This is a genomic window from Nocardiopsis chromatogenes YIM 90109 (assembly GCF_000341185.1).
GTDB classification, from domain to species: domain Bacteria; phylum Actinomycetota; class Actinomycetes; order Streptosporangiales; family Streptosporangiaceae; genus Nocardiopsis_A; species Nocardiopsis_A chromatogenes.
Map to the genome: position 1 here is coordinate 1 of NZ_ANBH01000120.1, position 8,723 is coordinate 8,723.

The 8,723-nt window shown below is 77.4% G+C and carries 4 protein-coding genes; all 4 read left to right on the forward strand.

Translation table 11 applies throughout. The features are described from left to right. Positions 1-4,927: condensation domain-containing protein (locus tag D476_RS35630; RefSeq protein ID WP_017624256.1), on the forward strand; the 4,927-nt coding region annotated here is incomplete at its 5' end. A gap of 63 nt (positions 4,928-4,990) precedes the next feature. Next, complete coding sequence (locus D476_RS0112385) at positions 4,991-5,977, forward strand: ABC transporter substrate-binding protein (protein ID WP_017624257.1); 987 nt, start codon at positions 4,991-4,993, stop codon at positions 5,975-5,977. A gap of 605 nt (positions 5,978-6,582) precedes the next feature. After that, a complete protein-coding gene (locus D476_RS38980; RefSeq protein WP_239648687.1) occupies positions 6,583-7,560 on the forward strand; it encodes a GNAT family N-acetyltransferase in 978 nt (325 codons plus the stop codon). Beyond that, positions 7,557-8,723, forward strand: a 1,167-nt coding sequence (locus D476_RS0112395) for an MFS transporter (protein WP_017624259.1), incomplete at its 3' end; no start/stop codon positions are given. The genes D476_RS38980 and D476_RS0112395, both read left to right, overlap by 4 nt.

The window sequence follows — 8,723 nt, forward strand, 5'->3', positions numbered from 1 at the left end:
GAGCGCGATCGACGGGCCCGACCGCGCCGAGAACCCGGTGCGCGCCGGTGCGCGGGCCGATGCCGCTCCCGCAGGCGACGCCGCGGATGCCGCTCCCGCAGGCGGCGCCGCGTCCGCCTTCGACCCCGCCGCCCTCCGGGCGCGGCTCGCCGAGGTGCTGCCCCCGGCCATGGTCCCGGCCGCGATCGTGCCCATGGCCGCCCTGCCCGTCCTGCCCAACGGCAAGGTGGACCGCTCCGCCCTGCCCGCGCCCGACTTCGCCGCGCTCGCCGTGCGGCGTCCCGCCCGCGACCCCGGCGAGCAGCTCCTCTGCGACCTGTTCGCCGACGTGCTCGGGGTGCCCGAGGTCGGCATCGACGACGACTTCTTCGCCCTGGGCGGCCACTCCCTGCTCGCGGGCCGCCTGGTGGCCCGCATCCGCGGCGCCCTGGGCCGCGAGGTCCCCCTGCGGACGGTCTTCGACGCGCCGACCGTCGCCGGGCTCGCACGCCGCCTCGGCGGGGAGCGGGCCCGACCCGCCCTCCGCCGCGCCGAGCTCCCCGCGCGCCCGCCGCTGTCCTATGCCCAGCAGCGCATGTGGTTCCTGTACCGCCTGGACGGGCCGTCGGCCACCTACAACATCCCCTTCTGCGCCCGCCTCACCGGCGACCTCGACCGCGCCGCCCTCCGGGGCGCCCTCGGCGACCTCACGGACCGGCACGAGACGCTGCGCACCGTCTTCCCCGAGGACGACGGCGTCCCCTACCAGCGCATCCTCGCCCCCGAGGAGGGCAGGCCCGCCCTGCCCGTCACCGACGTCGGCGCCGACGGCCTGGACGCGGCGCTCGGCGCCGAGGCCGCCGCCGGGTTCCGCCTGGAGGACGAGCCGCCGCTGCGCGCCCGCCTCTTCCGCGTCGGCCCCGACGACCACGTGCTGCTGCTGGTCATCCACCACATCGCCGCCGACGGCTGGTCGGCCCGCCCCCTCCTGCGCGACCTCGGCCGCGCCTACACCGAGCGCCGCCGGTCCCGGCGCGCCCCCTCCTGGACGCCGCTGCCCGTCCGCTACGCCGACCACGGGCTCCACCAGCGCGCCGTCCTCGGATCCGAGGACGACCCCGGAAGCGAGGCCGCCCGCCAGGCCGCCTACTGGCGCGAGCGGCTGAGCGGCCTGCCCGAGGAGCTGCCGCTGCCCACCGACCGGCCCCGCCCGGCCGTCGCGCGCGGCGCCGGGGGGTCGGTCGGCACGGTGCTCGGCGCCGACCTGGAGGCCCGCCTGCGCGCGCTCGCGCGCTCGGCGGACGTCAGCGCGTTCATGGTGCTGCAGGCCGCCGTCGCGGCGCTGCTCACCCGTCTGGGCGCGGGCACCGACGTCCCCCTCGGCACCCCGGTCGCCGGGCGCGACGACGCCGCCCTGGACGAGATGGTGGGCTTCTTCGTCAACACGCTGGTGCTGCGCACCGACACCTCCGGCGACCCCGCCTTCCGCGAGCTGCTCACCCGTGTGCGCGACACCGACCTGGAGGCGTTCGAGCACGACTCCATCCCCTTCGAGCGGCTGGTGGAGCTGCTCAACCCCGCCCGGTCGATGAGCCGCCACCCCCTGTTCCAGGTGATGGTGGCCTACCAGAACGGCGGCCCGACCCCGCCGGAGATGGAAGGGCTGCGGGTGGCCCGGTACCCGGTGCGCGCCGACGCGGCCAAGTTCGACCTGGCCTTCGAGTTCGCCGACCGGGGCGCCGGTGCCGGGCCCGGAGGCGGCGCCGACGGCGGCGGTCTGGAGTGCACCCTGGTGTACTCGACCGACCTGTTCGACGCGGACACCGCCCGCAACATGCTGCTCCGCCTGGAGCGGCTGCTGGACGCGGTCGCCTCGGCGCCGGACACGCCGCTGAGCACGGTCGGGCTGATGGCCCCGGAGGAGGAGCGGGCGGCGGCCGGGGCCGCATCCGGGCCCGCGGTGCCCGCCGGCCCGGTGACCCTGCCGGAGCTGTTCGAGCGGCAGGCGGCGGACGGGCCCGACGCCCCGGCGGTCTCCTGCGCCGGGCAGGAGTGGACCTTCGCCGAGCTCAACGCGCGCGCGAACCGGCTGGCCCACGAGCTCATCGCCCGAGGGGCCGGGCCGGAGCGCCTCGTGGCGCTCCTGCTGCCGCGCTCGGCCGACACCGTCGCGGCGATCCTGGCCGTTCTCAAGTCCGGCGCGGCCTACCTGCCGATCGACCCGGCCTACCCGGACGGCCGCATCGCCGGGATGCTGGAGGACGCCGGTCCGGCCCTGCTCATCACCGCCCCGGAACTGGAGGAACGCGCCTCCGGCCTGGTGCGGCAGGCGCAGGGCGGCACCGCCGCGGACCAGGGACCGGGGGCGGACGCCCCGGCCGCCGCCGAGACGCGCCCGCCCGGGGACGCGGCCCGAGGTGACGGAGCCCCGGCGTCGGCGCTCATGGCGGCGGAGGGCGACACCGATGTGCCGACGACGGCCATCGATCCGCGGTCGGAGGCCGCCGACGGCGGGCGGCCCGCACCCGTCGGCGCGCGTCGCGCGGACGGGGCGGCGGAGGGGGCGGCCGGGAACGGCGCCGACCCGGCGCCGGAAAGGGACGCGCGCCCCAAGGCGGGGACCGCCGACGGCGGCCCTTCGGCCCCCGGCGGTGCTCGGCCCGCACCCACCGGGAACGACGGCCCGAACCCGCTGCTCGTGCTCCGCCCGGACACGGCCTCCGGCCGCCCGGACACCGACCCCACCGACGCCGACCGGACGGCGCCGCTCACCCCCGGCTGCGGGGCCTACACCATCTACACCTCCGGCTCCACCGGGCGCCCCAAGGGTGTACAGGTCGAGCACCGCAGCATCGCCAACCTGTTCGCCAGCCACCGCGAGACCCTCTACCTGCCCACCCGCCGCCGCGCCGGGAGGGACCGGCTCCGCGTGGCCCACTCCTGGTCGTTCGCCTTCGACGCCTCCTGGCAGCCGCAGCTCTGGCTGCTGGACGGCCACGCCCTGCACATCGCCACCGAGGAGGAGATGCACGACCCCGAGCTGCTGGTGCGGCGGCTGCGCACCGAGCGGATCGACTTCGTCGAGGTCGCGCCTTCGCACGCGGTGCAACTCCTGGCCGCCGGGCTCGACCGCCCCGGCGAGGACGGCTCCCGCGCCCACCCGCTCACCATGGGCGTCGGCGGGGAGGCGGTGCCGCGCACCCTGTGGTCGCGGCTGCGCACCCTGCCCGGAACCGAGGTGCACAACCTCTACGGCCCCACCGAGGCCACGGTCGACGCCCTGTCGGCGCGGCTGGCCGACGGCGAACGGCCGGTGATCGGGCACCCGACCGCCAACACCCGCGCCTACGTGCTGGACGCGCGGCTGCGCCCGGTCCCGCCGGGCGTGGTCGGGGAGCTGTACCTGGCCGGGGCCGGGGTGGCCCGCGGCTACCTGGGGCGGCCCGGCACCAGCGCGGAGCGGTTCGTCGCCGACCCGTCCGGCGCGCCCGGCGCGCGCATGTACCGCACCGGCGACCTGGTGCGGCGCCTGCCGAACGGGTCCGTGGACTACATCGGCCGCTCCGACGGGCAGGTGAAGGTGCGGGGTTTCCGCATCGAGCTGGGCGAGATCGCCGCCGCGCTGGAGGCGCACGAGAGCGTCGCGGCGGCCGCCGTCGACACCTGGGAGCCGGTCGCGGGCGACCGGCGCATCGCCGCCTACGTCGTGCCCGCCCCCGGGGCCGACGCCCCGGAGGCGGGCGGGCTGCGGGCGCACCTGGCCGGGCGGCTGCCCGACTACATGCTCCCGGCGGCCTACGTCGCGCTGGACGCGCTGCCGCTGACTGCGCACGGCAAGCTCGACCGGGACGCCCTGCCGGTGCCCGACGCCGCCGCGGCCCCGACGCCGGGCCGCCCGCCCCGGGACGGAGCCGAGGCCGTGATGTGCGCGCTGTTCGCCGAGGTGCTGGGCGCCGACGGGGTCGGCGCCGATGACGACTTCTTCGCGTCCGGAGGGCACTCGATGCTGCTGGTGCGGCTGCGCTCGCGGATCGCGGCGGAGACCGGGCAGGCTCCCGCGGTGTCGGACCTGTTCGCCCACCCGACCCCGGCCTCCCTGGCCGCGTTCCTGCGGGGGCGCGGCGGCGACCCGCAGGGAGTGGTCACGCTGCGCGCGGGGGCGGGGGAGGAGCCGCTGTTCTGCGTGCACCCCTCCGGCGGGATGGCGCTGCCGTTCGCCGGGCTGCGCGGGCACCTGCCGCCGGAGCGGCCGCTGTTCGGGATCGAATCGCCGGACCTGGCGACGGCGGCGGGCGGCGGGCGGCCCGGGTCGGTGGAGGAGCTGGCCCGCGCCTACGTGGAGCGGATCCGCTCCGTGCGCCCGGTGGGCCCCTACCACCTGGCCGGATGGTCGTTCGGCGGGGCGGTGGCGCACGCGATGGCGGGCCTGCTGGAGGCCGATGGCGAGGAGGTCGGCCTGGTGGCCCTCCTGGACGCCCCGCTTCCGGGGGCGGCGGGGCTCCGGGGCGACGACGGCGTGCCTGGGGCCGCCGATCCCGCCGATCCCGTCGACGCCGCTGACGCCGCTGACGCCGCTGACGCCGCCGGGGGCGCCGGGGGCGCCGGGGGCGCCGACGGTGACGACCCGCTCGCCGCCAACCACCGGCTCGCCGCCCGGCTGCTCCGGGCCGATCCCGATCCGCGGGCCCCGCGGTACTCCGGGCCGGTCCTGCTGCTCACCGCCGAGGACACCCCCGCCGGGGCGGTCGACGCGTGGAAGGGCTTCACCGCCGGACCGCTGGAGACGGCCGAGGTCCCCGCCCCCCACCTGCGGATGCTCGACGGCGACGGGGCGGAGGCGGTCGGCCGCGCCCTGCGCGACGGGCTCGTCCGCGCCGGTTCCGCCGCACCGGGGGAAGGTCACGATCGCGAATCGGGCGCACCCCGGGCGTTGCGGACGGACCACTGACCAGTAAGGTAAGCCTGGCCTATCTTGGCAGGACCCACGATTTCGGAACGGAGCAGGAGAACCATGGAGGGACGCGCCGCAACCGCACATCCCCTGACCCTGGCCAGGCGCCTGGCCACCGGTGCCGCCGCCGCGGTCCTCGCCCTGGCGACGGCCGCCTGCGGAAGCGGCACGGACGCGGCGGACGGCCCGGACGCCGCCACGCGCGCCTTCGCCAGCGACCACACCGACGGCGAGGTGGAGATCCCCGAGTCCCCCGAGCGCATCGTCGCCATCGGGTGGGCGGTCCCCGCGCTGATCTCGGTGGAGGAGGCCGAACTGGTGGGCGTCTCCCGCGGCACCCAGGACACCAGCCTGACCCCGGAGGAGCTGGAGAAGGTCGAGTCCCTGCCGTCGGTCGGCACCGACCTGGAGATCGACGTGGAGAAGGTCGCCGAGCTGGAGCCGGACCTCATCGTGTCCGGGCTGGCCTCGGCGATGGACTTCGACTACTCCGAGCTGGAGCAGGTCGCCCCGGTCGCGGTCGCGGCCATGGACGCGCCGGTCCAGTGGAAGGAGACGAGCCAGAGGATCGCCGACGCGGCGGGGGTGGCCGACGCCCACGCCGAGCTGATCGAGGAGTACGACGCCCGCGCGGAGGAGCTGTCCCGGACCTACGCCGACGAGCTGGACGGGATGACCTTCGCGTCGGTCGCCGCCTGGGGCGACGGCACCTGGGTGCTGGAGCACCGCGAGGCGCACGGGCCGAATGTGCTCGCCGACGCGGGGCTGGAGTTCACCGAGGAGGCCGAGGACGGCGCCTTCAGCGAGAACCTGTCGCCGGAGGAGCTGGACCGGCTGAACGACTACGACGCGGTCATCGTGCGCGCCGAGGAGAACGGCGACCCGGAGGCCGAGGTCCAGAAGATCATGGACCAGGGGCCGTGGGAGGAGACGGCCCCGGCCGAGGCGGACCGCGTCTACCCGGTGCCCTACGTGGGGGCCATGAGCTACACGACCGGGCTGCTGGTCTTCGACGAGCTGGAGGAGCGGGTGCTCAAGCAGCTCTGAGCCGGGCCCGCCGGCACCGGCAGGGGGCTGCGTCGGTTCGCCTCTGCCGGTGCCGGCCGGTTCTCATCGGTTGCGCCCGGGCCGCCCGCCCGGCCCGTTCGCTCGGAGCGCCCCCCCGGAGCGGCGCCGCCGGAACCGGCCACTCGCCTGCTGCGGGGCGATGGAGAAGTACTCGGGACCCCCGCACGTCCCAAGCCGCCCGAGGGGGTGGAGCGCGTCGGCACTTCCGATACAGGGCCGGGATGCCGGGCCGGACGGACTCCGCCGGAGCGGTGGAGACGTCGGCGCCCTCCGGCCGGACCACGGTCCGCCGATCCGGCGGACACGACCAAGGACCGGGACCGGTCCTGTGACCGCAGCCCGCCTCGGCCCCCTTCGGGGGCGCCGGGGCGGGCGCACGCGCGCGGCGGACCGTCGCGCCTGACAACGGAGGTGACCCAACGGTGCCCGACAGCACCCGAGCCCCCTGGCGCTCACCGCGGGAGATCCCCGCGGGCCCCGACGCCCTCGCCGCAGGGCCGCCGCCCGTCCCCGCGTCGGCCGGGCCCTTCGCTCTGCGCGTCGCCCGCCCGGAGGGGACGGACCTGGAAGTGCTGCACGCGTGGATGAACCGCCCGCACGTGGAGCGCTTCTTCGAGCGGTCCTGGACCAGGGAGCGCTGGGCCGAGGAGATCGCCGGGCAGTGCTCCGGGACGTTCTCCCGCCCCGTCCTGGTGTCCGAGAGCGGCCGCGACGTGGCCTACATCGAGCTGTACCGAGCAGCCCGTGATGTGGTGGGGGAGTGCTACCGCTCCGAGCCGCACGACATCGGCCTGCACATCGCCATCGGGGAACGGCAGGACACCGGGCGCGGGCTCGGGGCGCGCGTCTTCGCGGCGGTGTCGGCGGCGGTGTTCGCCGCCNCGAGCCCGACGCCGCGAACTCCGCGGCGCGCAAGGCCGCCGAACGGGCGGGCCTGCGCTTCGAGGGCGAGGTCGACCTGCCACACAAGAAGGCGGCCCTGTTCTTCGCCGACCGTCCCGAAGGGGACCATGGGGAGGAGTAGGAGGAGGAGTAGAGAGCGCCGCGTGCTCGGTGCTGCCCCGCTGAGCGCATGGTCGACGTCCCCGCCGGGGCGCCACCCCCTCCGGCGTTGCGGCGGCCGCCCCCGGACACCGCTCGCGAGGAGCGCGGTCCGTGCGCGGCGTCCCCGGCTCGTGAGCGGCCGGTTCGCCCGCCGCGTCGGTCCCAGGGCGGTCGGCGCCGCGCCCGCCGGTACGGTCCCGGTCCCTGCGGGGGCACGACGGGGTCGGTGCGCGGGGCACGAGGCGGCGACCCCACGAGGGCCTTTCGCCGTGTTCGGTGCCGAGGACACCGGCGGCCCCGGCCCTGCCGCCTGTCCCGGTCCTGGCGCCGTGCTCCGCGCACACCGCCTTTCCGGGAGCGGGCCTCGCCGGGACGGGCCGCTCCCGCGCCTCCTCGCCGAGGCGCGCCCCGGTTACCGGCACCTGCACCGGCCACAGGTCCCGGTGAAGCGGCGAGCGGCGACGCGCGGCCGCACACCGTCCGCGACGCCCGCCGGCCGGACCGGAGGCCGCCGGTGACCGCCTCCTCCTTCGCGATGGACCTCAGCCCCCTCCGTGCGCCCGGCGGGTTCCGGGTCCTCTTCGCGGTCCGCCTGGTCTCCCTGCTCGGCGGCGGCTACCGGATGGTGGCCCTTCCCCTGCAGGTGTACGCGCTGACCGGGTCCTCGGTGCTCGTCGCCAGCGTCAGCGTCGTCAACGGGCTCTCCAGCTTCACCGGGACGCTGGTCGGCGGCCCCCTCGCCGACCGGGTCGACCGGCGCCGCCTGGTGCTGGCCGGGGCCGTCGCCGAGGCGGCCGTCGTCTCCCTCTTCGCCGCGAACACCGTGCTCCCCGGAGGGGCCCGCCTCGAACTCATCTACATCGGCGCGGCGGTCAGCGGGTGCGTGGGCACCACCGGCCTCATCGCCCAGCAGTCCATGGTCCCGGCGCTCGTCGGGCCCGCCCGGCTGCCCGCCGCCGGGGCCCTGTTCGCGCTCACCGCACAGGTCGGCGCGGTGGCCACCCCCGCCCTCGGCGGCCTGGTGGTGGCCGCGTTCGGCGTGGGCGCCGGGTTCGCGGGCACCGCGGTGATCGCCCTGGCCGCGATCGCCGCCTCGCTGTTCCTCCCGCCGGCCCGGCCCGAACGGGGGGAGGAGACCGGGGGCATCGGCCGGGCCCTCGGCGGCGCCCTGTTCGCGGTGCGCGACCCGGTGGTGCGGCCGCTCATGGTCCTGGGGTTCTCCCAGGCCCTGCTGGCCATGCCGCTGGTGCTGATCCCCGAGTTCACCGACACGGTGCTGGGAGCGGGGCCCCGAGAGGCGGGGCTGCTCTATGCGGCCCCGGCCGCGGGGGCCATCGCAGCCTCGCTCACCAGCGGGTGGACCGGGCGCGTCCCGCGCCCGGGGGCGGTCGTGTGCGCGGCGGTGGGGTTGTGCGGCGCGGCGGTGGCCTGCCTGGGGCTGAGCAGGTCGGTGCCCCTGGCCTTGGCGGCGCTGCTCCTGCTGGGCTGCGGCCAGGCGCTGGAGGAGATCCTGCGCTACGCGCTCGTCCAGTCCCGCACCCCCGACGAGCTGCGGGGGAGGGTGAGCGGCGTGTGGCTGGCCCAGGCCACGGTCGGCGGGTCGCTGGGGGTATCGCTGATGGGCGCGCTGGCCGGTCTGCTGGGCCCGGCCGCGGCCCTGGTAGCGGCGGGGGGGGGGGGG

Bases quoted from the DNA above. Each gene is read 5' to 3' on its own strand.
- D476_RS0112385 (WP_017624257.1), top strand. From the start codon at position 4,991: ATGGAGGGACGCGCCGCAACCGCACATCCCCTGACCCTGGCCAGGCGC.